22 protein-coding genes are annotated in these 25,647 nt (G+C 72.0%); 11 read left to right on the forward strand and 11 right to left on the reverse strand.

What is annotated here, in order from left to right; genetic code table 11:
* Positions 1-422 precede the first annotated feature (422 nt).
* The 5 genes from htpG to K7854_RS11640 all read right to left on the reverse strand — a co-directional run bounded on the left by htpG (position 423) and on the right by K7854_RS11640 (position 6,127).
* Complete coding sequence (htpG, locus tag K7854_RS11620) at positions 423-2,345, reverse strand: molecular chaperone HtpG (protein ID WP_226026342.1); 1,923 nt, start codon at positions 2,343-2,345, stop codon at positions 423-425.
* A gap of 85 nt (positions 2,346-2,430) precedes the next feature.
* Entirely contained in the window at positions 2,431-2,967 is a 537-nt protein-coding gene (locus K7854_RS11625; RefSeq protein ID WP_226026343.1) for a DUF4303 domain-containing protein, read from the reverse strand.
* A gap of 58 nt (positions 2,968-3,025) precedes the next feature.
* Positions 3,026-4,009: a TAXI family TRAP transporter solute-binding subunit gene (locus K7854_RS11630; protein ID WP_226026344.1), complete on the reverse strand. Its 984-nt coding sequence runs from the start codon at positions 4,007-4,009 to the stop codon at positions 3,026-3,028.
* Complete coding sequence (locus K7854_RS11635) at positions 4,006-5,454, reverse strand: sensor histidine kinase (protein ID WP_226026345.1); 1,449 nt, start codon at positions 5,452-5,454, stop codon at positions 4,006-4,008. Before K7854_RS11635 ends, K7854_RS11630 begins: the two co-directional genes overlap by 4 nt.
* A gap of 10 nt (positions 5,455-5,464) precedes the next feature.
* Positions 5,465-6,127, reverse strand: coding sequence for a response regulator transcription factor (locus K7854_RS11640; RefSeq protein ID WP_226026346.1), 663 nt, complete (start codon positions 6,125-6,127; stop codon positions 5,465-5,467).
* Between the two features lie 237 nt (positions 6,128-6,364).
* Between K7854_RS11640 and K7854_RS11645 the strand changes: the two genes are divergently transcribed.
* From K7854_RS11645 to K7854_RS11655, 3 genes are all read left to right on the forward strand, one after another.
* Positions 6,365-7,390 (forward strand): amidohydrolase family protein, encoded by a 1,026-nt coding sequence (locus K7854_RS11645; protein WP_226026347.1) that lies wholly within the window; start codon positions 6,365-6,367, stop codon positions 7,388-7,390.
* Position 7,391: 1 nt separating this feature from the next.
* A complete protein-coding gene (locus tag K7854_RS11650) occupies positions 7,392-8,309 on the forward strand; it encodes an amidohydrolase family protein (protein ID WP_226026348.1) in 918 nt (305 codons plus the stop codon).
* Positions 8,310-8,376: 67 nt separating this feature from the next.
* Positions 8,377-9,738 (forward strand): MFS transporter, encoded by a 1,362-nt coding sequence (locus tag K7854_RS11655; protein ID WP_226026349.1) that lies wholly within the window; start codon positions 8,377-8,379, stop codon positions 9,736-9,738.
* Between the two features lie 7 nt (positions 9,739-9,745).
* Here K7854_RS11655 and K7854_RS11660 read toward each other — a convergent pair whose 3' ends face one another.
* Entirely contained in the window at positions 9,746-10,243 is a 498-nt protein-coding gene (locus K7854_RS11660; protein WP_226026350.1) for a DUF2975 domain-containing protein, read from the reverse strand.
* Between the two features lie 181 nt (positions 10,244-10,424).
* Between K7854_RS11660 and K7854_RS11665 the strand changes: the two genes are divergently transcribed.
* The 7 genes from K7854_RS11665 to K7854_RS11695 all read left to right on the forward strand — a co-directional run bounded on the left by K7854_RS11665 (position 10,425) and on the right by K7854_RS11695 (position 17,722).
* Positions 10,425-11,312: an SGNH/GDSL hydrolase family protein gene (locus tag K7854_RS11665; RefSeq protein WP_226026351.1), complete on the forward strand. Its 888-nt coding sequence runs from the start codon at positions 10,425-10,427 to the stop codon at positions 11,310-11,312.
* A gap of 34 nt (positions 11,313-11,346) precedes the next feature.
* A complete protein-coding gene (locus tag K7854_RS11670; RefSeq protein WP_226026352.1) occupies positions 11,347-12,303 on the forward strand; it encodes a GlxA family transcriptional regulator in 957 nt (318 codons plus the stop codon).
* A gap of 134 nt (positions 12,304-12,437) precedes the next feature.
* Complete coding sequence (gene gap, locus K7854_RS11675) at positions 12,438-13,436, forward strand: type I glyceraldehyde-3-phosphate dehydrogenase (protein WP_226026353.1); 999 nt, start codon at positions 12,438-12,440, stop codon at positions 13,434-13,436.
* A gap of 49 nt (positions 13,437-13,485) precedes the next feature.
* Positions 13,486-13,983, forward strand: coding sequence for a peptidylprolyl isomerase (locus tag K7854_RS11680; RefSeq protein ID WP_226026354.1), 498 nt, complete (start codon positions 13,486-13,488; stop codon positions 13,981-13,983).
* 150 nt (positions 13,984-14,133) lie between these two features.
* A complete protein-coding gene (locus tag K7854_RS11685; RefSeq protein WP_226026355.1) occupies positions 14,134-15,612 on the forward strand; it encodes a glutamate-cysteine ligase family protein in 1,479 nt (492 codons plus the stop codon).
* Positions 15,613-15,652: 40 nt separating this feature from the next.
* Positions 15,653-16,486 (forward strand): class II glutamine amidotransferase, encoded by an 834-nt coding sequence (locus K7854_RS11690; protein ID WP_161380697.1) that lies wholly within the window; start codon positions 15,653-15,655, stop codon positions 16,484-16,486.
* A gap of 297 nt (positions 16,487-16,783) precedes the next feature.
* A complete protein-coding gene (locus K7854_RS11695) occupies positions 16,784-17,722 on the forward strand; it encodes a TauD/TfdA dioxygenase family protein (RefSeq protein WP_226026356.1) in 939 nt (312 codons plus the stop codon).
* A gap of 52 nt (positions 17,723-17,774) precedes the next feature.
* Here the strand turns inward: K7854_RS11695 and K7854_RS11700 are convergent, their stop codons facing one another.
* From K7854_RS11700 to K7854_RS11715, 4 genes are all read right to left on the reverse strand, one after another.
* Positions 17,775-19,595, reverse strand: coding sequence for a glycoside hydrolase family 2 protein (locus K7854_RS11700; protein WP_226026357.1), 1,821 nt, complete (start codon positions 19,593-19,595; stop codon positions 17,775-17,777).
* A 67-nt stretch (positions 19,596-19,662) separates the two neighbouring features.
* On the reverse strand, positions 19,663-20,562 hold the full coding sequence (locus K7854_RS11705; protein WP_226026358.1) for a carbohydrate ABC transporter permease: 900 nt from the start codon (positions 20,560-20,562) through the stop codon (positions 19,663-19,665).
* A 2-nt stretch (positions 20,563-20,564) separates the two neighbouring features.
* Positions 20,565-21,509, reverse strand: coding sequence for a carbohydrate ABC transporter permease (locus tag K7854_RS11710; RefSeq protein WP_226026359.1), 945 nt, complete (start codon positions 21,507-21,509; stop codon positions 20,565-20,567).
* Positions 21,510-21,530: 21 nt separating this feature from the next.
* Entirely contained in the window at positions 21,531-22,904 is a 1,374-nt protein-coding gene (locus K7854_RS11715) for an extracellular solute-binding protein (protein ID WP_226026360.1), read from the reverse strand.
* Between the two features lie 135 nt (positions 22,905-23,039).
* On the opposite strand from K7854_RS11715, the gene K7854_RS11720 reads away from it, so the two are divergent.
* Positions 23,040-24,083, forward strand: coding sequence for a LacI family DNA-binding transcriptional regulator (locus K7854_RS11720; RefSeq protein ID WP_226026361.1), 1,044 nt, complete (start codon positions 23,040-23,042; stop codon positions 24,081-24,083).
* Positions 24,084-24,122: 39 nt separating this feature from the next.
* Here the strand turns inward: K7854_RS11720 and K7854_RS11725 are convergent, their stop codons facing one another.
* The gene (locus K7854_RS11725) at positions 24,123-25,601 is read right to left on the reverse strand and encodes a family 43 glycosylhydrolase (RefSeq protein ID WP_226026362.1); all 1,479 of its coding nucleotides are present in this window, start codon (positions 25,599-25,601) and stop codon (positions 24,123-24,125) included.
* Between the last annotated feature and the right edge of the window lie 46 nt (positions 25,602-25,647).

Consider the following 25,647-nt stretch of genomic DNA (forward strand, 5'->3'; position numbering starts at 1 on the left):
GCAGCGCGGACACGGCGAGCGGGGTCCGCCGTACCGGCGGCAGGGGCGGGGCCTCGGGCCGGGCCGACGAGGTGGGCGAGGGGGCGAACAGGGCCGCGGGCGCGCGCGGCGGCGCGGCCGGGGACGACCCGGCCGGGGGTGCGGTGGTCACGGAAGGATCTCCGGGGTGGTGTGCACGGGGACGGCGGGCGCTGGCGGACCGGCGGCGCGGGGAGCGCGGCCGGTCCGGGGCTCAGCGGCGACAGAGGCCGTCGTCGACGCACCACGCCGAGCACGCGAAGAGCGCGAGGCACAGCAGCGGAGCCGATGCATACATGCGTACGAATATACGGAGGAGTGCCCTCCGGGTGCCACGCCGTCTCGCCATGCGGATGGCGGACGGCGTGGCGTCCCGGTCTCTGAGGGGGCCGAAGTCCGGCCGGTTACAGGGTGCGCTCCAGGCGGTCCGCCATCAGCTGCACGAACCGGGCCGGCTCCTTGGGCCGGCCGCCCTCGGCCAGCACCGCGAGGGCGTGCAGCAGATCGGCGGTCTCGGTCAGCTCCGTGCGGTCCTGCCGGTCGGTCCAGGCCCGGTTCAGGGACTTCACCAGCTGGTGCTCCGGGTTGAGTTCCAGGATCCGCTTGGCGCTGGGCACCTCCTGGCCCATCGCCCGGTACATGTTCTCCAGGGCGGGGGTCAGCTCACCCGCGTCGGAGACGACGCAGGCCGGAGAGACGGTGAGGCGGGAGGAGAGGCGGACCTCCTTGACGTCCTCGCCCAGGTGCTCGGTCATCCAGCCGAGCAGCCCGGCGTACTCCTCGCCCTGCTTCTCCTTCTCGGCGTCGTTCTTGTCCTCCTCGCCGCCGGACAGGTCGATCTCGCCCTTGGCCACCGAGCGCAGCGCCTTGCCCTCGTACTCCCCCACCGCGTCGACCCAGACCTCGTCGACGGCGTCGGTGAGCAGCAGGACCTCCACGCCCTTGGCCCGGAACGCCTCCATGTGCGGGGAGTTCTCGATGGCCTGCCGGGACTCGCCCGTCATGTAGTAGATGACGTCCTGCCCGTCCTTCATCCGCGCCACGTAGTCCTTGAGCGCGGTGGGCTCGTCGGCGTCGTGCGTGGAGGCGAAGGAGCAGGCGGCGAGGAGCGCGTCCCGGTTGTCGGAGTCGGTCACCAGGCCTTCCTTCAGCACCGCGCCGAACTCCCGCCAGAACGTGGCGTAGCGGTCCGGCGCGGAGGTCCTGAGGTCCTTGACCGTCGCGAGGACCTTCTTCGTCAGGCGGCGCTGGATCATGCGGATGTGGCGGTCCTGCTGGAGGATCTCGCGCGAGACGTTGAGCGAGAGGTCCTGCGCGTCCACGACGCCCTTGACGAAGCGGAGGTAGGGCGGCAGCAGTTCCTCGCAGTCGTCCATGATGAAGACGCGCTTCACGTACAGCTGGACGCCGCGCTGGTAGCCCTGGGTGAACAGGTCGTGCGGGGCGTGCGAGGGCACGAAGAGCAGGGCCTGGTACTCGAAGGTGCCCTCCGCCTGGAGCCGGATCGTCTCCAGCGGGTCGCGCCAGTCGTGGGCGATGTGCTTGTAGAGCTCGTGGTACTCCTCGTCGGACACCTCGTCACGCGGGCGCGCCCACAGGGCCTTCATGGAGTTGAGCGTCTCGGGCTCGGGCGCCTCGGCGCCGTCGCCGTCCTTGCCGTCGCCCGCCTTGCCCGGCTCCGGCAGCAGGCGGACCGGCCAGGTGATGAAGTCCGAGTACCGCTTGACGATCTCCTTGATCTTCCACGCGGAGGTGTAGTCGTGCAGCTGGTTCTCGGAGTCGGCGGGCTTGAGGTGCAGGGTGACCGCGGTGCCCTGGGGGGCCTCGCCGATCCGCTCCAGGGTGTACGTGCCCTCGCCGCGCGAGGTCCACCGGGTGCCCTCGGTCTCGCCGGCGCGCCGGGTGACGAGCGTGACCTCGTCCGCCACCATGAAGCCGGAGTAGAAGCCGACGCCGAACTGGCCGATGAGCCCGTCGGCCCCGGCCGCGTCCTTGGCCTCGCGCAGCTCCTGGAGGAACTGGGCGGTGCCCGAGTTGGCGATCGTGCCGATCAGCCGGGTGACCTCGTCGTAGGACATCCCGATGCCGTTGTCCCGCACGGTCAGGGTGCGGGCGTCCTTGTCGATCTCCAGCTCGATGTGCAGGTCGCTCACGTCGGCGTCGGGGGCGTCGTCGCGCAGGGTGGCGAGGCGCAGCTTGTCCAGCGCGTCGGAGGCGTTGGAGACGAGCTCGCGCAGGAAGACATCCTTGTTCGAGTAGACGGAGTGAATCATCAGCTGAAGCAGCTGACGCGCCTCTACCTGGAACTCAAACGTTTCGGTCGTCATGGCTGGTGAGTACCTCACTGGTCCACAGAGTCGTCTGCACTGGTGGGGGAAACTCTAGAACAGCCCGGGCGGCCGTCGGTGCCGGTCAGGCGACCTCCGTGCCCGTCTCCCTCGCCCAGTCCGTCAGCGCCTCCGGCGGATTCAGCCGCCGCGTCCGCTCCTCGTCGCCCTCCTCGGAGGGCACCTCGACGGTGACGACGACGCGGTGCCGGTCGGCTCCGGTGCCGAAGACGCCCTCGGCGTCCAGCCGGGCCACGGCCGTCTCCATCGCCCGCAGGCGCAGCTCGAACTCCGCGTCCGCCTCGTCGTCCGGCAGGTCGAAGAGGTCGCCCCGGGCCTCGAACAGGGGCCGGACCGGTTCCAGGTGCTCCTCGCCGTAGCAGCAGAACGGGGAGTCGGCGTACGACCACTTGATGTCGAGCGGCGCGCATCCCTGCCGCTCCGACTCGGCGGCCAGGGCCTCGACCGACCAGGCGGACAGCGCGGGCCCGTAGCCCTCCCCGGACGTCACCAACGTGCAGTAGTAGAACCGGTGGCCGGGGTGGGCGCGGAACAGGTCGAGCAGCGCCGCGCGGGCCGCCCGGTGGACGGCGTCGGCCAGTTCGGACTCGGTGGGCTGCACGGGGCCTCCGGGGCGGGCGGACGGGATGTACGAGGCTCGGGAAGCCTAGCGACAGCGTCTAGCCGTGCAGCGACCGGTACGCCGCGACCGCCCCCGGGTGCAGCGGCACGCCGCCGGTGCCGATGAGGCTGCGGACGTCGAGGAACTGGGCCCCGACGGCGTGGTCGGGCACGAACGCGGGGGCGCGCCGGACCAGGAGGCGGGTGAGGATGCCGGCCACGGCGGGGTCCAGGTCGGGGCGGCACACCAGCAGGTTGGAGACGCCGATGGTCGCGACACCGGCCGAGGCGCGGTACGCGCTCTGCGGCAGGGACACCTCCTCCAGTCCCGAGGCGGCCCTGCCGTCCCGGCCGCCGGCGAGCCCGGGCAGGAGGCCGGCCAGCGGCAGGAAGCGCAGCCCGGGGTCGCGGTCCAGGTCGGAGAGGGTGGGCAGCGGCACGCCGCCCGCGACCAGCAGCCCGACGACGGAGCCCGCCCGCAGGGCCGCCGCCGCGTCGGCCAGGCGCAGGTGCCGTACCGGGACGCCGGTGCCGGGTGTCAGCCCGGCGGCGCCGAGCAGCCGGGCGCCGAGGTGAGCCGCGCCGGAGCCGACGGCGCCGAGCGAGACGGGGTGTCCGGCCAGGTCGGCCACACTGCGCACGGGGGCGTCGGCGCGCACGGCGAACTGGAGGTAGGTCTCGTAGACCCGGCCGATCGCCCTCAGGGGCACGGGGCGCGGGAAGAGCCCGGTGCCCTGGGCGGCGCGGGCCGTGTCGGTGAGGACGAGGCCGAGGTCGGCCTCGCCGTCGCGGAGCAGCTCGATGTTGGTGATGCTCCCGGCGGTGGTCCGCACGCGGCAGCGCAGCCCGGGGTGGGCGGCCTCCACCTGCTCGGCGAGGAGCCGCCCGAACGCGGCGTAGAAGGCGGTCGGCTCACCGGTGGCCAGTCGCAGCAGCCCGCCCGGTTCGGCACGCCCGTGCGCGAGGTCACCGGTGAGCACCCCGCCGAGGACGCCCGCGGCGCCGGCCCCGAACGCGGCCCGCAGGACCGTGCGCCGCCTCACCGGGCCCCTCCTTCGGCTCCCGCGGTATGCGCGCGGGGCACGATCGCGCGGGTCCGCAGGCCGCGGGGGTGCGCGGGGACCAGTTCGAGGCGGCCGCCGCGGCCGGTCAGGAGTTGTTCGGCGATGGCGAGGCCCAGGCCCGTGCCGGATGTCCCGGCCTGCCGGGCCGAGCGCCAGAACCGGGTGGCGGCCCGGTCGATCTCCTCCGCCCGCAGCCCGGGGCCGTCGTCGGTGACGGTGACGACGGCGTACCGGCCCTCGGCGGCGCAGCGCAGCCGGACACGGGCGCCGCCGCCCGCGTACTTGATCGCGTTGTCCAGCAGGATGTCCGTCACCTGGGCCAGCTCGCGCTCGGTACAGGCGGCCGGGACCGGCCCGGCCGCCTCGGCGGTGAGCCGGACCGCGGCGCGGCGCGCGACCGGTTCCCACAGGCGGTGCCGGCCCAGCGTGACCTCGGCGGCGTCGCAGTGGGCGCCCGGGTCGTCGGTGACCGCGAGTTCCCCGGCCCGGTGCTCGGCGGCGGCGAGGGCCAGGATGTCGTCGAGCAGCGTCTCCAGCCGGTCGAGTTCGGTGTTGACCCCGGCGTAGGTGCGCTCGCCCGTGGGCCGCAGGTGGGTCTGGAGGGCGTCCACCCGCAGCCGCAGGGCCGCCATGGGGTTGCGCATCTGGTGGGAGGTGTCGGCGACCAGCCGGCGCTGCTGTTCCAGTGCGGCGGTGACGGTGCGGGCCATGCGGTTGAAGCCGGTGGCCAGCTGACGCAGCTCGGGCGGTCCGCCGACGGAGACGGAGCCGCGCTGTCCCGGCGGGCCGCCGGGCAGGGTGTGCTCGGGCGGGAGCCCCGCCGCCAGCTCTCCGACCGCACGGTCGAGCCGGCGCAGCGGGCTGACCACCCACCGGGTCGCCGCCCGGGCCAGCACGGTGCAGGCGAGGGCGACCAGCGCGGTGCCGGCCAGCACGGCGGCCCAGCGCCGGGCGATGTCCCCGGCGGCCGCGTCGACGTCGGCGCGCAGCACCACGGCGCCGGAGACCTGGGTGCCGGTGCCCGCCGGGGTCGCGAACAGGCGGTGCCCGCGGGACCAGGGACGCAGAGCGCCGCGCGGGTGCGTGCTCTGGTTGCGCAGGGCCGCGTCGACCAGCCGGGCGACGGCGGGGTCGGCGGCCCGCATGCCGCCGGTCTGCACGACGGGGTGGCCGCGGGTGTCGGTGACGACGAGGGGTTCGCCGTAGAGCTGGGTGTAGCGCCGGGCCTCGGCGGCGATCGCCGAGGTGTCGCCGTTGGCGGCCGCCCGGTCCATGAGGGACGCGAAGCGGTCCAGGTCGGAGCTGCGGGCGAGGACCAGCTGCTGGGTGCGGTCGGAGGCGGTGAACAGCAGCAGCGGGACGGCGAAGGCGGCCACCGCCAGCACCCCGAACAGCAGCAGCACGGTCTGTACCCGGGTGCGCACGCGCCGGTCCTCAGTCGCCGAGCCGGAAGCCGAAGCCCCGGATCGTGGTGAGCAGCTCCGGGCGGCCCAGCTTCGCCCGCAACTGGGTGAGGTGCACGTCCAGGGAGCGGGACACGGCGTGGTAGGCGTCGCCCCACACCTCGTCGAGGACCTGTTCGCGGCTGACCGCCGTCCCGGCCCGGCGGGCCAGCACGGCCAGGACGTCGAACTCCTTGGTGGTCAGCTCCACCTCGGTCCCGTCGACGCGGACCTGCCGCGCGTCGAGGGCGATCTCCACGTCGCCCACCCGCACGGTCCGGGCGGTGCGCGGCGCCCGGGCGGCGGCGGTGCGCCGGGTGACGGCCTCGATGCGGGCCAGCAGCTCGGTCAGCCGCACCGGCTTGACGAGGTAGTCGTCGGCGCCGAGCCGCAGGCCGCGCACCACCGAGCGCTCGTCGCCGCGCGCGGTCAGCACCAGCACGGACAGGTCGCTGACCGCCCGCAGCCTGCGCAGCACCTCCAGGCCGTCCACGTCGGGCAGGCCGAGGTCGAGGAGGAGCAGGTCCGAGCTGCGGTGGTAGGTCAGCACGTCCCTGCCTCGGGTGACCCGCCGGGTGACGTGGCCGTGGTCGTACAGGACCTCCACGAGCGCTCCGGCGACTCCGTCGTCGTCCTCGGCCAGCAGTATCTGCATCCTGCCGCCTCCCTCCCCGGTCGCAGCAGCCAGGTCGGAATGCCTGCGTCCGGATGTCTGCGTCCGAATGTAGACCACGCTCGGCGGCACGTTGCGCCTGGTCCGCAGGGTGGACGGTCGGGGCGACCCCCTTGTTAAGGGGAGGTTAGTTCTGTGTCCGGACGTCTCCCGGCCGCCCGGCGGCCGCGGAGAGGCTGCCGCGGTCGACGACGACCCGATCCCGGAGGACGCAGCCCCATGATCATCGACTGTCACGGTCACTACACCACGGCACCGCCGGCCCTGGCCGCCTGGCGGGAGCGGCAGACCGCGGCCCTGACCGGCCCCGCGGCGCCGCCCTCGCCCGCCGACCTGCGGATCAGTGACGACGAACTGCGCGAGAGCGTCGAGCCGAACCAGCTGCGGATGATGGACGAGCGCGGCATCGACGTGACCGTCTTCTCGCCCCGGGCGTCGTTCATGGCGCACCACGTGGGTGACTTCCGCACCTCGGCCGCGTGGGCGGCGCTCTGCAACGAGCTGTGCCACCGCGTCGCCGGGCTCTACCCCGAGCGTTTCGTCCCGGCCGCGATGCTGCCGCAGTCGCCGGGTGTCGATCCGGCCACCTGCGTCCCGGAGCTGACGCGCTGCGTCGAGGAGTACGGCGCGGTCGCGGTGAACCTCAACCCCGACCCCTCGGGCGGCCACTGGACCGCTCCCCCGCTCACCGACCGCTCCTGGTACCCGCTCTACGAGAAGCTGGTCGAGTACGACGTGCCGGCCATGGTCCATGTCAGCACGAGCGTCAACCCGGCCTTCCACACCACCGGCGCGCACTACCTCAACGCCGACACCACCGCCTTCATGCAGCTGGTGCAGGGAGACCTGTTCGCGGACTTCCCCACCCTGCGGCTGGTGCTCCCGCACGGCGGCGGGGCGGTGCCGTACCACTGGGGCCGGTTCCGCGGTCTGGCCATGGCGCTGGGCAAACCGCCGCTGGAGGAGCACGTCCTCGGCAACGTCTTCTTCGACACCTGCGTGTACCACCAGTCCGGCATCGATCTGCTGCTCGACGTGGTCCCGGCCCGCAACGTGCTGTTCGCCTCCGAGATGATCGGCGCGGTGCGGGACGTCGACCCGTGCACGGGCCACCACTTCGACGACACCCGGCGCTACGTCGAGGCGTCCGCCCTGTCCGCGGAGCAGGTCGCCGCCGTGCAGGAGCACAACGCGCGAGCGGTGTACCCGCGTCTGGACGCGCTGCTGAAGCGACAGGGGCGCTGACATGACGACCCTGGCTCCCAAGACCCCCGGCTGGCTCGACTGGCACCCGGCCCCGTCCGGGCCCTCCTTCCGGCTGCCGCCCGGCACCGCCGACGCCCACTGCCACGTCTTCGGTCCGCAGGCCCGGTTCCCGTTCGCCCCGGAGCGCAAGTACACGCCCTGCGACGCGGGCAAGGACCAGCTCTTCGCCCTCCGCGACCACCTCGGCGTCGACCGTCAGGTGATCGTGCAGGCCACCTGCCACGGTGCCGACAACAGCGCCATGCTCGACGCGGTGCGGGCGAGCGGCGGTCGGGCGCGCGGTGTCGCGACCGTCCGGCCGGACGTCACCGACGCCGAGCTGCGGTCGCTGGACGCGGCGGGGGTGCGCGGGGTGCGGTTCAACTTCGTGCGCCGGCTGGTCGACGCGTCGCCCAAGGACGCCCTGCGTACGATCGCGCGGCGGATCGCCCCGCTCGGCTGGCACGTCGTGCTCTACTTCGAGAGCGCCGACCTGCCCGAACTGGCGGACTTCTTCACCTCCTTGCCCACCCCGCTGGTCGTGGACCACATGGGGCGCCCGGACGTCACGCAGCCCGTGGACGGCCCCGAGTTCTCCCGTTTCCTGCGCTTCGCCGACCGGGCCGACGTGTGGGTCAAGGTCTCCTGCCCCGAGCGGCTGAGCGTGACCGGTCCCGCCGCGCTGGACGGGGAGCGCGAGCCCTACGCCGATGTCCTGCCCTTCTCCCGCCGCGTCGTCGAGGAGTTCGGCGACCGCGTGCTGTGGGGCACCGACTGGCCGCATCCCAACCTCACCGACCACATGCCCGACGACGGTCTCCTCGTCGACCACGTACGGCGGATCGCCGTGACCGAGGAGCAGCAACGCCGGCTGCTGGTGGACAACCCGGCCCGCCTGTACTGGCCCGGCGACCGGTGAGCCGCTCCCCCTCCCGGCCGTCCCCGTGGCCGTCGCCGTCCCCGATCCCCGCGACAAGGACCCCGTCATGCAGCACGCCAACGCGCTGAACCGGCTGGACCGGCTGCCGGTCTCCCGGTTCCACAAAGTCACCCTGCTCGCCGTGTCGTTCGCCTACTTCTTCGAGTTCGCGGACATCAACACCTTCGCGACCACCGCCCCCAAGCTCGTCGACCTGTGGGGCATCTCGGTCGACCAGGTCGCCTACGTCACCTCGCTGTCGTTCGTCGGCATGTTCCTCGGCTCGGTGGTCGCCGGTACCGTCGCCGACCGCCTGGGCCGCAAGCGGACGCTGCTGCTGACGACGCTGTTCTTCGGCGTCTTCTCGTTCGCGTCGGCGTTCTCCTGGGACCTGGTGTCGCTGACCGTCTTCCGGGTGCTGACCTCGGCGGGGCTGGCGGCGATGACCGTGGTCGCGGTCATCTACGTCAACGAGATGTACCCGTCGGCCGTGCGCGGCAAGTACCAGGCGTACGCCATCGTCATCGGCATCTGCGGCACCCCGGTCACCAACCTCGTCGCGAGCGGGGTGGTGCCGCTCGCCGACTGGACCTGGCGCCTGGTCTACCTGTGGGGTTCCCTCGGCATCCTGCTGGTCCTGTTCACCCGGCGCCTCAAGGAGTCGCCGCGGTGGCACGAGAGCCGGGGGGACCACGCGAGCGCGGACGCCGTGCTGCGCGACATCGAGGCGTCGGTGGCCGCCGAGCACGGCCCGCTGCCGGCGCCCGCGCCCCCGGTCGAGGAGGAGCCGGTGACCAAGGCCCCGCTGCGGCTGCTGCTCCAGCGCAGGTACCTGCTGCCGACGCTGCTGCTCACCGTGCTGTGGGTCACCCAGACCATCGGGTTCTTCGGCTATTCGAGCTGGGCGCCGACGCTGCTGGCCAAGGAGGGCTTCAGCGTCGAGAAGTCGGTCTTCTACGTGGCGCTGACCACCGTCGGCGCGCCGCTGGGCTCGTATCTGGCCGCCCTCGTGACCGACCGGTTCGAACGCAAGTGGTGCCTGGCCGCGTTCGGCACGCTGATCGCCGTGTGCGGGCTCCTGTACGGCCTGACGTTCAACCCGGTGCTCATCATCGTGTTCGGCTTCCTGGTCAACCTCTTCGAGCGCGGTTACACGGCACTCGGCTACGCCTACTCGCCCGAGCTGTTCGACACGCGCGGACGGTCCCTGGGCACCGGCGTGTCGTACGGGCTCGGCCGGCTGTCCAACGCCGCGGGGCCGCTGATCGTGGCGGCCCTCTACAACGCGCACGGCTACCGGAGCGTCTTCTACTTCATCGCCGGCACCTGGCTGGTCGGTGCGATCGCGCTGAGCCTCTTCGGACCGCGCACCCGCGCGGCCCGGACCGCCGCCGTGCCCCGCAGGGAGCAGGACCCGGTCCCTGGCTGAGGCGGCGTCAGACCACCTCGGCCAGCTCGCTGCGCAGCGCGGTCGCCTTGCTCAGCAGGCCGCGCAGGACGACGACGAGCATGGCGAAGGCGGCGCCGACGCCGACGCAGGCGACCGCGGCACCGAGCGCGCCGAGCACCTGCATGCCGTCGTCGGGAGAGGGGATCTCCGCAACGGCCAGGTGCACGGCGACGCCGAACGCCAGCAGCGTGGCCACGACCGTAGCCCCGATGACGGTGTCGACCCAGCGGAACGCCCGCCGGGAGAACACGGCGTCGCGCTCGACCATGTCGAGCAGCATCCACACGGCGGCGAGCACCACCTGGACGCAGGCGACGCCGAGGATCGCCACGGTGGCGTAGGGCACGGCGAAGGGTTCGTAGGGCGGGAAGCGGTCGGCCTCGTCGGCTGCCGTCGTGGGGATGACGACGATCTGCCCGAAGAGGCCGAGCAGGATCGCTGCGGCGATGCCGGCCCGGAGTGCGGCGATGAAGAGTCGGTGCATGTATCGATCTTCAATGGGAATCGATCGAAAATCAATCGACTTGGTCGAACGGCGACCGGCACACCGCCCGCGAGAAGTTCCGTCAGCAACGTTGACTTGGAGTCAACGGCCCTGCACATTACTTAAAAGTAGAACCGCCGGGTAACCCGCTGCCGCACTCCTCCCGAAGAAGAGAGAGCACATGCCGAAGCATGCCCTTCGCCGTGTCATGACCGCGACAGCCGCCGCGGTCGGCGCGCTCGCCCTCGGCCTCACCGACGCCACCGCGCACGCCGCGCCCGCCCACGCCACGCCCGCCCTCGACTACGTCGCCCTCGGCGACAGTTACAGCGCCGGCTCGGGCGTCCTGCCCATCGACCCCACCAACCTGCTCTGTCTGCGCTCGACGGCCAACTACCCCCACGTCCTGGCGGCCGCCACGGGCGCCCGGCTCAAGGACGTCACCTGCGGCGCGGCCCAGACCTCGCACTTCACCGAGGCCCAGTACCCGGGCACACCACCGCAGCTGGACGCGCTCGGCACCGGCACGGACCTGGTCACGCTCACCATCGGCGGCAACGACAACAACACGTTCATCAACGCCATCACCGCCTGCGGCACGGCAGGGGTGCTCAGCGGCGGCAAGGGCAGCCCCTGCAAGGACCGCCACGGCACCTCCTTCGACGACCAGATCGAGGCCAACACGTATCCCGCGCTCAAGGAGGCGCTCCGCAAGGTCCGCGCCAGGGCTCCGCACGCCAGGGTGGCGGCCCTCGGCTACCCGTGGATCACCCCGGCCACCGCCGACCCGGCCTGCTTCGCCGAACTGCCCGTCGCCGCCGGTGACGTGCCCTACCTGCGGGCCGTCCAGGCGCACCTCAACGACGCGGTCCGGCGCGCCGCCGAGGAGACCGGCGCCACCTACGTGGACTTCTCCGGGGTCTCCGACGGCCACGACGCCTGCGAGGCGCCCGGCACCCGCTGGATCGAACCGCTGCTGTTCGGGCACAGCCTCGTCCCCGTGCACCCCAACGCCCTCGGCGAGCGGCGCATGGCCGAGCACACGATGAGCGTCCTCGGCCTGGGCTGACCCCCGCGCTCCCTCCCCCGCGTAGGCTCTTCCCGTGCCGTCCCCCCGCCTGCGCCGCGTCGCCGTCCTCGTGCTCGAAGGCGCGAAACCGCTCGACGTCGGCATCCCGGCGCAGGTCTTCACGACGCGCGCGAGCATGCCCTACGAGGTACGGGTGTGCGGTGCCGCGCCCGGCCTGGTGACCGGGGGCGACGGCCTGTCGTACCACGTCGCCCACGGCCTCGACGCCCTGGCGTGGGCCGACGTGGTCTTCCTCCCCGGTTACCGGTCCCCGGACGTCGACGACCCGCCGCGGAGCGTCGTCGACGCGCTGACGGCGGCCCACGACCGGGGCGCGCGGCTCGCCGCCATCTCCACCGGCGCGTTCGCGCTCGCCGCCACGGGCCTGCTCGACGGCAGACGGGCCACCACCCACTGGCACTACACCCGGGCCCTGGCGGCGAAGCATCCGCGGGTGCGGGTGGACGAGAACGTGCTGTTCGTGGACGAGGGCAGCGTCCTGACCTCGGCGGGCGCCGCCTCCGGCATCGACCTGTGCCTGCACATCCTGCGCGGCGACCTCGGGGTGGCCGCCTCGAACCACGCGGCCCGTCGTCTCGTCGCGGCCCCCTACCGCAGCGGCGGCCAGGCCCAGTACGTGCCCCGCAGCGTGCCCGAGCCGCTCGGCGAGCGGTTCGCCGCCACCCGCGAGTGGGCGCTGCGCCGGCTCGACCGACCGCTCACCCTGGAGGCACTGGCCCGGCACGCGGCGGTGTCGGCCCGCACCCTGTCCCGGCGGTTCGTCGAGGACACCGGGTACACGCCGATGCAGTGGGTGATGCGGGCCCGTGTCGACCTGGCCCGTGAGCTGCTCGAACGCTCCGAGCGCGGCGTGGAGCAGATCGCCGCCGACGTGGGCCTCGGCACCGGGGCGAACCTGCGGCTGCACTTCCAGCGCATCCTCGGCACCACTCCCAGCGAGTACCGGCGCACCTTCGCCAGGGGCGAGTAGCCGGGCCGCGCGCCGTCCACCCTCGCCTGGCGTGATCCTTGCGAACCGTGGCACTCACGCCGCTGCCACGCCCGCCCGGCGTGCGCGAGCCTGGTGGCGAAGGAAGTGGCGGCGAACGAAGGGACACACCGCTCATGACTCGCATCGGCATCAACGGATTCGGCCGCATCGGGCGCAATGTGCTGCGCGCACTGCTCGAACGCGACACGAAGCTGGAGGTCGTCGCCGTCAACGACCTCACGGAACCCGCCACCCTGGCCCGCCTGCTCGCCTTCGACTCGACGGCCGGCCGGCTCGGCCGCCCGGTGACCGTCGACGGGGACACCCTGGTCGTCGACGGGCACCGCATCAAGGTGCTCGCCGAGCGCGAGCCCGCGCAGCTGCCCTGGGCCGAGCTGGGCGTCGACCTCGTGCTGGAGTCGACCGGCCGCTTCACCTCGGCCGACGCGGCCCGCGCCCACCTGACCGCGGGCGCGCGGAAGGTCCTGGTCAGCGCCCCGTCCAGCGGCGCCGACGTGACGCTCGCCTACGGCGTGAACACCGACGCCTACGACCCGGCCGCGCACACGATCGTCTCCAACGCGTCCTGCACCACCAACGCCCTCGCGCCGCTCGCCGCGGTGCTCGACGAGCTGGCCGGCATCGAGCACGGCTTCATGACGACGGTGCACGCCTACACCCAGGAGCAGAACCTCCAGGACGGCCCGCACCGCGACGCGCGCCGCGCCCGCGCCGCCGGGGTGAACATCGTGCCGACCACGACCGGCGCCGCCAAGGCGATCGGTCTCGTCCTGCCGGGTCTGGACGGCAAGCTGTCGGGCGACTCGATCCGGGTGCCGGTCCCGGTGGGATCGATCGTGGAGCTGAACACGACCGTGGCCCGCGACGTGACGCGCGAGGACGTGCTGGCCGCCTACCGCGCCGCCGCGGACGGCCCGCTCGCCGGCGTGCTGGAGTACTCGGAGGACCCGCTGGTCTCCTCCGACATCACGGGCAACCCGGCCTCGTCGATCTTCGACTCGGCACTGACCCGGGTGGACGGCCGGCACGTCAAGGTGGTGGCCTGGTACGACAACGAGTGGGGCTTCTCGAACCGGGTGATCGACACCCTCGTACTGCTCGCCGCACACTGAACGGGCAGCCGATTCGGCATCACCGGGGGTCACACGTAACAATGGTGCGATGAGCAATTCCAAGGTTTACTTCGACATCGACATCGACGGCCAGGATGCGGGCCGCATCGTCTTCGAGCTGTTCGAGGACGTCACCCCCAAGACCGCGAAGAACTTCATCGAGCTGGCCACCGGCGAGCACGGCTTCGGCTACGCGGGTTCCCCGTTCCACCGCGTGATCCCGCAGTTCATGCTCCAGGGCGGCGACTTCACCGAGGGCAACGGCCGGGGCGGCAAGAGCATCTACGGCGCGAAGTTCGAGGACGAGAACTTCCAGCTGAAGCACACCGGCCCGTACCTGCTGTCGATGGCCAACGCGGGTCCGAACACCAACGGCTCGCAGTTCTTCATCACCACGGTTCCCACCCCGTGGCTGGACGGCAAGCACGTCGTCTTCGGCAAGGTCGTCGAGGGCACGGACGTGGTGGACAAGATCGAGGGCTACGGCTCCTCTCCCGAGGGCAGGACCTCCGCGAAGATCACGGTGCGCGCCTCCGGCAAGCTGTAAGGCCTGATCGGCCCACGAGGAACCCGACCGACGGGGGTCCGCCGCACACCGTGCGGCGGACCCCCGTCCGCGTCCCGTCTGGTGGGGTGCGCCGGGTGGTGCGACGCTGGGGTGGAGGAGCGTCCGAGGAAGGCAACCCCGGGAGGACCGATGGGACGGGACGTCCCGGCGCTGGTCTTCACCCGCGAGGACCGCCGCCGGTACCGGATCAAGATGCAGGAGTGCCTGGAGGCCTTCGCGCAGATGCTGCGCGAGTCGCGGTTCGAGACCGAGCGGCCCCAGGTCGGCCTGGAGATCGAACTGAACCTCGTCGACGACGCGGGCGAGCCCGCGATGCGCAACAGCGACGCGCTGGAAGCGATCGCGGACCCCTCCTGGTCCACCGAGCTGGGCCGGTTCAACCTGGAGATCAACATCCCGCCCCGGCGGCTGACGGCGGGCGGCCCCGACGCCTGGGAGACCGAGATCCGTGCCGCCCTGAACCACGCCGAGGACCGCGCCGCGTCGGTCGGCGCCCATCTGATCATGGTGGGCACCCTGCCCACGCTGCGCCAGCAGGACGTGGGCGAGGCCGCCCTGTCGGAGAACCCGCGCTACCGGCTGCTCAACGACCAGGTGTTCGCCGCCCGGGGCGAGGACCTGCACATCGAGGTGGACGGCGTCGACCGCCTGCGGACCTACGCGGACACGATCACGCCCGAGGCCGCCTGCACCAGCACCCAGTTCCACCTCCAGGTCGCCCCGGAGGAGTTCCCCGGCTACTGGAACGCCGCGCAGGCCATCGCCGGGGTCCAGGTCGCCCTCGCGGCCAACTCGCCCTTTCTGCTCGGCAAGGAACTCTGGCACGAGAGCCGCATCCCGCTGTTCGAACAGGCCACCGACACCCGGCCGCAGGAGATCAAGGCCCAGGGGGTCAGGCCCCGGGTGTGGTTCGGGGAGCGGTGGATCAACAGCGTCTTCGACCTGTTCGAGGAGAACCTGCGCTACTTCCCGGCGCTGCTGCCGCTGTGCGACGAGCAGGACCCCGCCGAGACCCTCGACCGCGGCGACATCCCGGAGCTGGGCGAACTGACCCTGCACAACGGCACCATCTACCGCTGGAACCGGCCCGTCTACGCGGTCGCCCACGACAAACCGCACATCCGGGTGGAGAACCGGGTGCTGCCCGCGGGACCGACCGTCGCCGACACCCTCGCCAACGGCGCCTTCTACTACGGGCTCACCCGCGCCCTGGTGGAGGAGGAGCGGCCGGTGTGGTCGCGGATGTCCTTCTCGGTCGCCGAGGACAACCTGCACGCCGCGGCCCGGCACGGCATCGAGGCACACCTGTACTGGCCCGGAGCGGGCGAAGTGACGGTGCCCGAGCTGGTCCTGCGCCGGCTGCTGCCGCTGGCGCACCGGGGTCTGGAACTGTCGGGCATGGACTCCGCCTGGCGCGAGCCGCTGCTCGGCATCATCGAGCAGCGGTGCGTCACCGGCCGCAACGGCGCGGTGTGGCAGAAGGAGATGTTCCACCACATCGACGCCACCGCCCGGCCCGGCCGCCACGAGGCGCTGCGCCGGATGACCCAGCAGTACATGGACTACATGCACCTCAACGCCCCGGTCCACACCTGGCCGGTCGACTGACGTCCGGGGCTGCCCAGGCCGCTAGGGAGGCGACGGAGCGATGTGCCGATGGCTCGCCTACTCGGGGACGCCGGTCCTCCTGGAGACCCTGCTCTACCAGCCCGAGCACTCGCTCATCGACCAGAGCCTGCACGCCCGCATGGGCGTCGAGACGACGAACGGGGACGGGTTCGGGGTCGGCTGGTTCGGGCCGGAGATGACGACGCCCGCGATCGTCCGGGAGATCGGGCCGGCCTGGAGCAACCGCAACCTGCGGGAGATCGCGAGCCATGTCCGCTCTCCGCTGTTCTTCGCGCACATCCGGGCCTCCACGGGCAGTCCCGTGCAGCAGACCAACTGCCATCCGTTCCGCCACGGCCGGTGGATGTGGATGCACAACGGCGCGATCGCCGAGTTCCACCGGCTGCGCCGGGACCTCGCCCTGGCGGTCGATCCGCGGTTGTACCTCGACATCGAGGGGTCGACGGACTCGGAGATGATGTTCTACCTGGCGCTCACGCTCGGCCTGGAGGAGGACCCTCCAGGAGCCGTGGCCCGGATGGCGGGGCTGGTGGAGGAGATCGGCCACGAGCACGGCGTGGAGTTCCCGCTGCAGATGACGGTCGCCGTCACCGACGGGCACCGCCTGTGGGCCTTCCGCTACTCCAGCCAGGCGCAGTCGCGGTCGCTGTACTACAGCAGCCGGGTGGAGAGCCTGCGCGCGCTGCATCCCTCCTTGCCGTTCCTCAAGGAGGCCTCCGACAGCACGCGCCTGATCGTTTCGGAGCCCCTGGGCGACCTGCCCGGCGTGTGGAACAAGGTGCCCGAGAGCAGCTACGGCGTCGTCCAGCCGGAGGGGGACGACCTGCTCCCCTTCGTTCCGCGTCAACCGTGACCCTGTTGACACGGACGGGCGAAGATCACACAATCGGTGCCATGACCACACACCGGTTCGGCACCACCGCGGAGTGTCCCCGCGTGCCCGAGCGGACCGGCTGTGAGCGTTCCGGCCTTTAACGGCCTCCTTCGCACCGACCGTCCGACGCCCGTCGCGTCGTAGCCCGTCGGCGTTCCCTCCGGTCCTCGGCCCGGAGCATCCGCAGCACCCTCGTTTCCCCGGCCGTCCGGCGGTGGCCTCGCGCCACCCCGTGGCCGGATGTCACGCGTACCGTCACACAAGGGGAGGACTCCCATGTCCGTCACGTCCGTCGGTCCGAGCACCGTTCTGCGCGCAGCACGCATCCCGGGGGACGGAATCTACGAGGGCCGGCGCATTCTGCGCCGCCTGCCCGAGGGATGGCAGGACCGGCCCTACGAGCACGTCGAGGTCGTCCCTCAGGCCCGCACCATCGGCGCCGAACTGCGGGGTGTCGACCTCTCGCGCCCGCTCACCCCCGCGCTGCGCGAGGAGCTGAACCGCGCCCTGCTGGAGTGGAAGGTGCTGTTCTTCCGCGCCCAGCACCTCACCTCCGAGCAGCAGCGCGCCTTCGCCCGCAACTGGGGCGAGCTGGAGACCAACCCGCTGCTCGCCGCCGGTTCCAGCGAGGACGTCGTCCGGTTCGACAAGGGCGCCGGGGCCGCGCCGACGTACGAGAACGTGTGGCACACCGACGTCACCTTCCGCGAGCGGCCCGCCCTCGGCGCGGTGCTCCAGCTGCGCGAGGTGCCGCCGTTCGGCGGGGACACGATGTGGGCGGACATGGCGGCGGCCTACGACAACCTGCCCCGGGAGGTGAAGGACCGCATCGACGGCGCCCGCGCGGTGCACGACTTCATCCCCGGCTTCGCCCGGTTCTACGGGCCCGAGCGGCTGCTGCCGCACCAGGACCTGTTCCCGCCCGTGGAGCACCCGGTGGTGCGCACGCATCCGGAGACGGGCCGGCGCATGCTGTTCGTCAACACGTCCTTCACCACGCACATCACCGGCATGGACCGCGACGAGAGCGACCGGCTGCTGCGCTTCCTGTTCCAGCAGGCGCACGTGCCGGAGTACCAGGTGCGCTGGCGCTGGCAGCCCGGCGACATCGCGTTCTGGGACAACCGGGCCACGCAGCACTACGCGGTGGGTGACTACGGGTCCGAGCGCCGGGTCGCCGAGCGCGTCGCCATCGAGGGCGACCGGCCCTTCTGATCCCCCGGGCGGCGGGCCGGAGGCGGCGACGCGTCTCCGGCCCCCGGTCCCGCTAGGCCTCCGGCTCCTCGATGGCAGCCGGGCGCAGCTGGGCGGCGCGCACCCGGGCGACGTCGAGCTTCTCGCCGCGGTCGAAGCGGTAGATGCCGTTCTGCTCCTGGAAGACGTCGGTCAACTGGGTGTAGCAGTAGCCGAACATGTCGGGGTCGCCGAGCAGGACCTCGGTGAGGCCGCTGAACCGCTGGTGGAACTCGTCCTCGCCCCGGACGCGTTCCCCGTAGCCCCAGGAGACGGTGCGGTCCTCGCCGGACTGTGCGGCTGCCGCCTCGGGGTCCCACCAGATGCCGCCGAACTCGCTGACGAAGTACGGCTGGCCGCGGTAGGGCTGGGAGTAGGGGGCGCCGCTCTCGTGGGCGTTGACGTAGGGCGCGTCCTTGGCCAGGCCGGACATCAGCTGCCGGAAGGCGGCGGGGTCCTGCTCGTAGTTGTGGGAGTCGTAGACGTCGGTCTCGGCGACCCGGTGGGCGTAGCCGGAGGCGTCGACGACGGGGCGGGTGGTGTCCATGGCCTTGGTGGCCAGGAACATCGCCCGGGTCACGTCGTCGAGCTGGGTGATGCGGTCGTGCAGCTTCTGGTAGGTCTCGTTGAGCGGGCACCAGCCGATGATCGAGGGGTGCGAGTAGTCGCGCTCCAGCGCCTCCAGCCACTGGGCGACGTAGGAGGCGTCGGGCTTCTGGTTGTCGCCGGAGGAGCCGCCCGTTTCGCAGCCCCAGTCGCCGAACTCGCCCCAGACCAGGTAGCCGAGGCGGTCGGCGTGGTGGAGGAAGCGCTCCTCGAAGACCTTCTGGTGCAGCCGGGCCCCGTTGAAGCCGGCCGCCATGGCCAGCTCGATGTCCCGTACCAGGGCCTCGTCGGTCGGGGCGGTCATCAGCCCGTCCGGGTACCAGCCCTGGTCGAGGACGAGGCGCTGGAAGACGGGGCGGCCGTTGAGCAGGACGGCCTTGCCGCGCACTCCGACGGCGCGCAGGCCGGCGTAGCTGTCGGCGCTGTCGACCACCTGGCCCGCCGCGTCGAGGAGTTCGAGGCGCAGGTCGTACAGGTGCGGGTCCTCGGGCCCCCACTCGCGCCGCCGGTCCTCCGGCACCGGCAGGTGCAGGCGCGGGGCGAGGTCGAGGTCGGCGCGGGCCTCGGCACGGCTCACCTCGCCGTCGGCGTCGCTGAGGACGGCGCGGACCCGGTGGCCCGGGCGGTTGCCGGACAGGGGCAGTTCCAGGTGGAAGGCGGAACCGGCCAGGTCGGGGGTGATCCGGGGGCGCCGCAGATGCGTCACGGGGACGGGCTCCAGCCAGACCGTCTGCCAGATGCCGGTCACCCGGGTGTAGTTGCAGTCGTGGTTGGCGTACTGGACCGCCTGCTTTCCGCGGGCCTGCGGGCCGGACTTGGGGTCGCGGGCCCGCACGGTGATGACCACCTCCTCCCCCGCCCCGGCGATGTCGCCGAGGTCGGCGGTGAAGGGGGTGAAGCCGCCGCGGTGCCGGGCGACCTCCTTGCCGTCGGCCCACACGGTGGTGTCGTGGTCGACGGCGCCGAAGTGCAGCAGTACGCGGCGTCCGGCCCAGGCGGCGGGCAGGGTGAGGGCCCGCCGGTACCAGACGGCGTGCAGGAAGTCGGTGTCGCCGATGCCGGACAGCTCGGACTCGGGCGGGAACGGGACGAGGATCTCGTCCCGCAGTTCGCGGTCGAGCAGACCGCGTTCGAGGCCGCTGTCCCCCCGGTCGGTCTCGAACTGCCAGGCGCCGTTCAGGTTGAGCCAGTCGCGGCGCACGAACTGCGGTCGCGGGTACTCCGGGCGCGGTACGGAGTGAGTGGGCACACATGCTCCAGTCGATCGGTGGGCCGGGCACGCGAACGCCGGGCCCGTGGGTACAGCCGGGTTGGGTTCAGGAGCCGCCGAGGCCGGTGGTGGCCACGGAGTTGACGATGCGGCGCTGGAAGAGGAGGAAGACCACGATCAGCGGCAGCGCCGCGAGCAGCGCGCCGGCCATGGACTGCGCGTACTGGATCCCGTAGGCGTCCTTGACGGTGGCCAGGCCCACCGGGAGGGTCATCAGGTCGGGGTCGTTGGTGACGATGAACGGCCACATGAAGTTGTTCCAGGCGCCGATGAAGACGAAGATCGCCACCGCGGCCACGACCGGCCGCGAGAGCGGCAGCACGATCGACCGGAAGACCCGGAACTCGGAGGCGCCGTCGATCCGGGCCGCCTCCTCCAGCTCCCTGGGGATGGCGTCGAAGAACCGCTTGAGGATGAAGACCATCATCGGCGCGACGACCTGGGGCAGGATGACGGCCGCGTAGGTGTCGACCAGGTTGAACAGGGTCATCTGGTCGAACAGCGGCACGACGAGCAGTTGCGGCGGGACCATGATGGCGGCGACGGTGACGCCGAGCAGCGCCTTGCGCCCGCGGAAGGTGCCGCGCGAGAAGCCGTACGCGGCGAGGGTGGAGACCGCGACGGTGATCAGCGTGACCAGGGCGGAGATCAGGAAGCTGTTGAAGGCCCAGACGGTGACGTTGCCGCGTTCCAGGATCTGCTGGTAGGCGTCCAGGGTGAAGGCGCCCTTGAAGGGGGACAGCCCGGTGGTGTTGATGTCCTCCTCGCTCTGCACCGAGGTGATGATCGCCCACACGAACGGCACCAGCCAGACGACGGCGAGGACCACGAGGGCCGTCCCGGCCAGGACGCGGGGCAGCCGGCCGTGGCCGAGGAGCAGGGGCGAGCCGGCCGCTTCGCGGGGTGGACGGCGCCGGGTGCTCAGGGTGGTGGCGGTTGCGGACACGGTCAGTCCTCCCGGCGGAAGAGGCGGAGCTGCACGAGCGAGACGAGGATGATCAGGGCGAAGAAGAGGTACGAGACGGCGGAGGCGTAGCCGAGGCGGTATCCCGTGAAGCCCACGTCGTAGACGTACTCCAGGACCGGCCGGGTGGAACCGTTGGGTCCGCCCTTGGTGAGGATGTAGATCTGGTCGAAGACCTTGAGGGAGGCCAGGATCTGGAGCATGGCCACCAGGCCGGTGGTCCGGCGCAGTTGCGGCAGGGTGATGGACCACAGGCGGCGCCAGGCACCGGCCCCGTCGAGTGCCGCCGCCTCGTCGAAGGTGGTGGGCAGGGACTGGAGCGCCGCCAGGTAGAGCAGGAAGTTGAAGCCGACCGTCCACCAGACGGTGAGGGCGGCCACCGACCACATGGCCACGGACTCGTCGGACAGCCAGCCCACCGGTTCCATCCCCAGAGCGTCCAGGAGCTGGTTGGCCATGCCCAGTTCGGGCTGGTAGAGCCAGGTCCAGATCATGGTCACGACGGTCACGGGCAGCAGGTAGGGCGCGAAGAACGACAGGCGCCACGCCCACTGCCCGGCCAGTCCGCTGTGCACCAGCAGGGCCATGGCGAGCGCGACCAGCACCAGCGGGACGCTGGAGATGACGGTGAACAAGACGGTGTTGCCGAGGCTGCTCCACACGTCCGGATCACCGAACGCCTCGGTGTAGTTGTCGAGGCCGACGAAGCTCGTGTCACGCAGGGCGAGTGAGCTGTCGGTGAAGCTCATCCAGAGCCCCTGCACGATCGGCCAGACCATGAAGAGGCCGAACACGAGCAGGAACGGCAGGACGAACACGAGGCCGTTTCCGGCGCGCAGGCGGCCCGGAGCGGTGCGGCGGCGGCCGTCCGCCTCGGCGGCGGGCGAACCGGTCTGCTCCTCGGCGCCGAGGGGTGCGGTGGTGGTCATGTCGGTCACTCCTTTCGCTGGTCAGGCCACCGGGTTGGGCTGCCGCAGCAGCGTGTCCGCCTCGCGGACCATCTGCCGCACCGCCTTCTCGGGGGTGGTGTTGCCCAGCAGCGCCGACTGGAGCGGCTGGCACATCCGGTTCTGGAAGTTGGAACCGGCGCCCGCGAACCAGTTGGGCGGGTCGAGCACGGCCACCTTCGCGGCGTCGGCGTAGGAGGACTGGGGTTCCAGGGCTGCGTACTCCGGCTCCGCGAGGACGGGCTGGTAGGCGGGGATGTGTCCGGCGCTCGCCCAGGTGAGGCTCTGCTTGAGAATCTGGGCGACGTAGCGGTGGGCCTCGCGGCGCCGGGCCGGGTCGGGGCTGTCCTGGTGCGGGAGGACGAAGCTGTGGCTGTCGGTGTAGACGGCCGGCTTCTCGAAGACCTGCGGGAAGGGCGCGGCGCCCAGCTCCATGCCGGACTTCTTCAGTGTCGGCAGCTCCCACTCGCCCAGCATGGCCATGCCGCCGCGGCCGCTGCTGAAGGCGGCCAGCGCGCCGTTGTAGTCCAGGTTGTTGGGGTTGGTCCTCCCGTCGAAGAGCCGCGTCATGAGGGTCACGACGCGTACCGCGGCGTCCACGTCGATCTCCGGGGGGCCGCCGTCCGGGAGGTCGAAGGCGGCGCCGGTCTGCGCGTAGAGCCCGGCGAACAGGCGCCAGTTCTGCGCCGTGTCGGTGACGTGGCCGAACAGGATGCCCGCCTGGCCGGTCGCCTCGGCGAGGGCCTTGCCCGCCTCCAGCAGGGCCTCGGGCGAGCCCATGGGGGCCAGTTCGCCGGAGGTGTCCAGGAGTCCGGCCTGCTCCGCGGCCTTCTTGTCGTAGAACACGATGAAGGGGTGCACGTCCAGCGGGATGGCGTAGACCGTCCCCTCGTGCCGGGTGCGCGACCAGACGGCCGGCGTGAAGTCCTTCTCGCTCACGCCGTGTTCGGCGAGCAGGTCCAGGTCGAAGGCGTCCACCAGTCCGCCGGGCGCGTAGCCCGCCAGCCGGGACAGGTGCATGGCGGCCACGTCGGAGGCCCGGCCGCCGGCCGCGGACATGGCGAGCTTGGTGTAGTACGACGGGCCCCAGTCCAGGATCGTGCGGTCGACGTCGAAGCCCTTGGCTCCTCCCGCCCCCTTGGACACGGCCTCGATCATGTCGTCCATCAGCAGGCCGTCGCCGCCCTGGAAGAGGTCCCAGACGCTCAGGTCGGACGCCCCGGAGGCCGAGGCCGGTGAGGCGCAGCCGGACAGCGGACCCGCGGCGAGCAGGGCTCCGGCCCCGGCCATGGCGTTGCGCAGCAACCGGCGGCGGCTGGGGCGGCGGACCGGATCGGACACGGCCGGCACCCCCTGGGCAGGCAGACGGGAACTCATCACGGACCTTTCGACGGCCGGAGCTCATGCGGTGGCTAGTTTTTACATCGATGTACATTGGCTGTAAAGAGCTGGGGCGGGTGATCGGCACGGGGACATAGACTCGGGCAGCGCGAAAGAGGCAGGGAGGTCTCGGTGGCACGGCCCAGGATCAAGGACGTCGCACGTCATGCGGGCGTTTCGGAGAAGACGGTGTCCAATGTCATCAACGACTACGCCCATGTCTCCGACCGGACCAGGCAGGTGGTCCGCGAGGCCATCGAACACCTCGGCTACCGGGTCAACCTGGCCGGGCGTCATCTGCGCAAGGGCCGGACCGGCATCATCGCGCTCATCGTCCCGGAACTGGACATACCGTACTTCGCGGAGCTGGCCCGGCATGTCATCCGCGAGGCCGAGGAGCGGTCCCTGACGGTCCTGATCCACCAGTCCGGAGGGGACCGCGCCCACGAGCTGGCGGCGCTGGCCGGGTTCGGCTCCACGTTCGTGGACGGGATCATCCTCAGTCCGCTCGCGCTGACCGCCGACGACCTGCGGGACCGTACGGGGTTCCCGCCCACCGTGCTGCTCGGGGAGCTGCTGGAGGAGGGCGCCGACCACGTGGCCATCGACAACGAGGGTGCCGCGCGCGAGGCGACCCGCCATCTGATCGGGCTCGGGCGCCGCAGGATCCTCGCCGTCGGCGGGCGCGACGACTCGGGACTGGGGACGGCCGAGGCCCGCACCCGGGGCTACCGCGCCGCCCTGGCGGAGGCGGGCATCGCCTACGACCCGGCCGCGCTGCTGCCGGTCGCGTCCTTCCGGATGCCCGACGGCGCGCGGGCCGTGGCGCGGGCGCTGGAGGAGGGTGCGCGGCCCGACGCGCTGCTGTGCCTCAACGACCAGCTGGCGCTGGGTGCGTTGCGGGCCCTGCACGAGCGCGGGGTCTCGGTGCCCGGGGACGTCGCCGTGATCGGCTTCGACGACGTGGAGGGCGGCAGGTTCAGCGTCCCGACGCTGAGCACGGTGGCGCCGGACAAGGCGGCGGTGGCCAAGGTCGCCGTACAGCTGCTCCAGCACCGCATCGAGGAGGCGACGGCGCCGGACGGTGCCGTGTCGGGGGTGCAGGCGCCGCAGGACCGGATCGTGGCCCACCGGCTCGTCCTGCGGGAGAGCACGGAGGGCCACGCGCGGCACTGACCGGCGGACACCGGCCGGGGTTCGGCCGGTCGGTACCGGTCAGTTCGTGTAGACCTCGGCCCGGTCGACGCTCACGAAGGACGCCCCCGACTGGGAGTTGTGCTCGCCCGTGACCCGGATCCGCAGGGTGTGACCGCCGTTCGCCAGCCGCGGGCTCACGTACTGCACCGCCTCGCCGACGCGGATCGAGTGGTGGAAGTCCACCCGCTGCTCGGGCCCGCCGTCGATGCTGATGCCCGCGTAGCCGTTGCCGGTGTCCTTGACGGAGAGCAGGACGATCCGGGTGCCCGTGAAGGAGAAGGTGGCCGTGGCACCGGCCCGGTCGCTCCAGTGGTCGTCGCTCCAGAAGCACTGCGCGGCGCAGCCGGTGCCAAAGTTCCAGGCCCCGGTGTAGGTGACCCGGCCGGGGCCGCTGGAACGGCCGTCGTCGTTGATCCAGTAGTTGCCCGAGCCGGGATCGCCGGAGGGCAGGTCCTGGGTGGCGCCCATCGCGAGCGGACGGCCGAAGTCGGGGCTGCCGTCGGCCCGCCAGGTGAACCTCTGCGCCCGGGTGGTGCGGTTGGTGTAGGTGTACGCCGACGTGGTCTTGGCGTGGTAGACGATCCAGTCCTCGGTCCCGTCGGGCGAGGTGAAGAAGGCGTGGTGGCCCGGCCCGAAGACACCCCGGTCGTCGGCGCGGGAGAAGACCGGGCCCTGGTGCTGGCGCCAGTTCCCCGGCACCAGCGGGTCGGCGTCCAGCGGCATCGACATCATCCAGACCTGGTAGTCCGGCTTCCCCGTGTCGCAGGTGGAGTACGTCATCCAGACCCGGCCGCCCCGGTAGAGGAACTCGGGCCCCTCCCGCACCTCGGGGCAGCCGCCCGCGGCGTCGATCGCGACCGCGTCGCCGGAGACGGTGTACGGGTTCGACATCGGGGCGATGTTGATCCCGTTGTGCTGGTACTGGTTGATGCCGCTGTAGGCGAGGTAGAGCCGGCCGCCGAGCTGGAGGATGCCCGCGTCGATGGCGAAGTCGTCGGCGTGGTTGGGCGGGGCGAGCTTGGCCTTGAAGTGGTACGGGCCGGTGGGGTCGTCGCGCTCCGACTCCAGGACGTACAGCCGGTGGTGGTCGTCGATGCCGTCGTCGGCCGTGTAGTAGAGGTACCAGCGGTCACCGAAGCGGTAGAACTCCGGGGCCCAGATGTTGCGGTTGCGGGACGGGTCGGTGTCGGTCCACACGGTGACCGGGTCCGCGGCCGCCAGGGTCCCCAGAGACGGGGAGCGCCACATCCGGATGCTGCCGCCCTGGGTGGTGGTGAGGTAGTAGTCGCCCTTCCAGTGCGTCATGAAGGGGTCGGGCCCGCTGTTGAGCGGGTTGCGGAAGCTGCCCGCCGCCGCGGTGTGGGCGCGGGATCCGGCCGCGGCCGCCGCGGCGGCGGGTCCGGTTACGCCGGGCAGCAGGCCCACGACCAGCCCGAGGAGGGCGGCGAGGAGCGGGCCGAGTCGGGCGCGGGGACGGTGTGCGGGGCTGGGAAGCACGTGGGGGTCCTTTCCCGGGGCCTTTACATCGATGTAATGACGGGGC

It is taken from the genome of Streptomyces hyderabadensis (genome assembly GCF_020404845.1).
GTDB lineage: Bacteria > Actinomycetota > Actinomycetes > Streptomycetales > Streptomycetaceae > Streptomyces > Streptomyces hyderabadensis.

What these genes read in the sequence shown, in the direction of transcription:
- K7854_RS11680 (WP_226026354.1), top strand. Translation starts at nt 13,486, where the DNA reads ATGAGCAATTCCAAGGTTTACTTCGACATCGACATCGACGGCCAGGAT.
- gap (WP_226026353.1), top strand. Translation starts at nt 12,438, where the DNA reads ATGACTCGCATCGGCATCAACGGATTCGGCCGCATCGGGCGCAATGTG.
- K7854_RS11660 (WP_226026350.1), bottom strand. Translation starts at nt 10,243, where the DNA reads ATGCACCGACTCTTCATCGCCGCACTCCGGGCCGGCATCGCCGCAGCG.
- K7854_RS11650 (WP_226026348.1), top strand. Translation starts at nt 7,392, where the DNA reads ATGACGACCCTGGCTCCCAAGACCCCCGGCTGGCTCGACTGGCACCCG.
- K7854_RS11645 (WP_226026347.1), top strand. Translation starts at nt 6,365, where the DNA reads ATGATCATCGACTGTCACGGTCACTACACCACGGCACCGCCGGCCCTG.
- htpG (WP_226026342.1), bottom strand. Translation starts at nt 2,345, where the DNA reads ATGACGACCGAAACGTTTGAGTTCCAGGTAGAGGCGCGTCAGCTGCTT.
- K7854_RS11640 (WP_226026346.1), bottom strand. Translation starts at nt 6,127, where the DNA reads ATGCAGATACTGCTGGCCGAGGACGACGACGGAGTCGCCGGAGCGCTC.
- K7854_RS11695 (WP_226026356.1), top strand. Translation starts at nt 16,784, where the DNA reads ATGTCCGTCACGTCCGTCGGTCCGAGCACCGTTCTGCGCGCAGCACGC.
- K7854_RS11690 (WP_161380697.1), top strand. Translation starts at nt 15,653, where the DNA reads ATGTGCCGATGGCTCGCCTACTCGGGGACGCCGGTCCTCCTGGAGACC.
- K7854_RS11710 (WP_226026359.1), bottom strand. Translation starts at nt 21,509, where the DNA reads ATGACCACCACCGCACCCCTCGGCGCCGAGGAGCAGACCGGTTCGCCC.
- K7854_RS11715 (WP_226026360.1), bottom strand. Translation starts at nt 22,904, where the DNA reads ATGAGTTCCCGTCTGCCTGCCCAGGGGGTGCCGGCCGTGTCCGATCCG.
- K7854_RS11665 (WP_226026351.1), top strand. Translation starts at nt 10,425, where the DNA reads ATGCCGAAGCATGCCCTTCGCCGTGTCATGACCGCGACAGCCGCCGCG.
- K7854_RS11685 (WP_226026355.1), top strand. Translation starts at nt 14,134, where the DNA reads ATGGGACGGGACGTCCCGGCGCTGGTCTTCACCCGCGAGGACCGCCGC.
- K7854_RS11655 (WP_226026349.1), top strand. Translation starts at nt 8,377, where the DNA reads ATGCAGCACGCCAACGCGCTGAACCGGCTGGACCGGCTGCCGGTCTCC.